Origin of the sequence: Mesorhizobium sp. M7A.F.Ca.CA.001.08.2.1, assembly GCF_003998455.1 — a bacterium.
In the GTDB taxonomy this organism is placed as follows: domain Bacteria; phylum Pseudomonadota; class Alphaproteobacteria; order Rhizobiales; family Rhizobiaceae; genus Mesorhizobium; species Mesorhizobium ciceri.
In genome coordinates this window covers 1-1,567 of sequence record NZ_RZPW01001083.1, presented here as the reverse complement: position 1 = coordinate 1,567, position 1,567 = coordinate 1, and the positions used below count along the sequence as shown (strand labels likewise).

At 62.7% G+C, this 1,567-nt stretch carries 2 protein-coding genes; both read right to left on the bottom strand.

Annotated features, from left to right (window positions below):
- Positions 1–381: TMEM175 family protein (locus tag EN914_RS34965; RefSeq protein ID WP_245497923.1), on the bottom strand; the 381-nt coding region annotated here is incomplete at its 3' end.
- 124 nt (positions 382–505) lie between these two features.
- Entirely contained in the window at positions 506–1,207 is a 702-nt protein-coding gene (locus tag EN914_RS34960) for a GntR family transcriptional regulator (protein WP_024502104.1), read from the bottom strand.
- Between the last annotated feature and the right edge of the window lie 360 nt (positions 1,208–1,567).

Genomic DNA, 1,567 nt, shown 5'->3' with positions numbered 1-1,567 from the left:
CTCCGGCATCGGGTCGATGAGTTCGCGGATCAGAAGAATGTAGGTCAGGTTCACCAGGAAGAAGACGGCGGCATAGAAGGCGACCGGCTGCGGCGCCAGCTCGCTGACCGCCATCCACGCGGTCGCCAGCGGCAGCAGCGAAACCGAGAACAGATGTGCGAAATTGTACCACATCAGGCTGGCTGTCGCCTCCCTGGCGTGGCGTAACAGATGATGATGGTTCGCCCAGACGATGGCGATGAAGAGATAGCTGACGCTGTAGCTCAGCCATGTCGGCCAGAGCTCCAGAAGCGCCTTGAACGTCGGCAACTCCGGCGGGCGCAAGTCGAGGACCAGCACCGTGATGAGGACGGCGAACACGCCATCCGAAAATGCGCTCAACCGATCGAGCCCTGTCGAGGGAAGCACTGGACCGTCCTCGTCGCAGTTCGTGAGACATATAGTAGTGCTGTCGATAGCAATATCCATGGCCGCTCGGACCATCTGACGCCGCCACCAGCGCCGCTCAGGACGCCTTGGCCAGAAAACTCTGGTAGTCCGATTTCGCCTGCAGCAGGCGCAGCACATTGTCGCGCGAGCCCCTTACGTGGGCGCGGGCCAGCGTGCCGGCTCGGGCGGCATCGCCGGCGCAGATCGCCTCGACGATCTCGGCATGCTCGTCGCGGGCGATCTTCCATTCGTCGAGCCACAACAGCTCGGTCCAGACATAGTGCTGGCACTTGTCGAGGATGCCGCACAGCATGCCATGCAGCATCGCATTGCCGCTGATTTCGGCGATGACGCGGTGCAGGTCGATGCCGACTTCGAGCTCCTGGAATTTTTCGTGCGTGGTGCGCTCCGGAATGGCGGCCAGCCGCTCGCATTCGGCCAGCATGGCACGCAGCCGCGCCTTGTCCTGTTCCGTCGCAGCAGCGGCGGCCAGTGCCGTCGCGTGGCCGTCGAGCAGTTCGCGGATCTCGAAGGCCTCGCGGAACATGTTGATGTCGAACTCGGTGACGACATAGCCCTGGCGCGGCCGGCCGGTGACCAGGCCGTCGCGCTCGAGGCGGTTGAAGGCCTCGCGCACCGGCGTGCGGCTGACATTGAGTTTTGCGGCGATGTCGTTCTCGGTGACGCGCGATCCCGGCGGGATCTGGCCGGTCACGATCATCGCCTTGAGCGCGGAATAGACCGAGTCGCGCAGCGTGTTTTTGGTTTCCTTGGCCAAGTTCCGTTTCCAGTTCTCCGGTCTTTCCGCCGGCATATGTTCTCACGCATAGCTGTATTCAAAGTCGGCGCGGTTTGCCACGCCCCGGCGCCCCATCTCCCAGCCCGGGTCGACGACCCCAGGCGCGCCGATCGGCGTTGACATCGCTGATCCCGAAGCTACACTCAAAATTGTATACAAAATAGCATGCTAAATCAAAAACAATGGGAACACCGGTGGAGAGCCGAAAAAATGAACAGGACCAGAAGCGTTAGTATCGTTGCGATGGCGGGCCTCATGGCCTCCCTCGCGGCCCCCGCAATGGCGGGCGACACCATCACCGTCGCCTCGTGGGGCGGCACCTACCAGGAAGCGCAGACC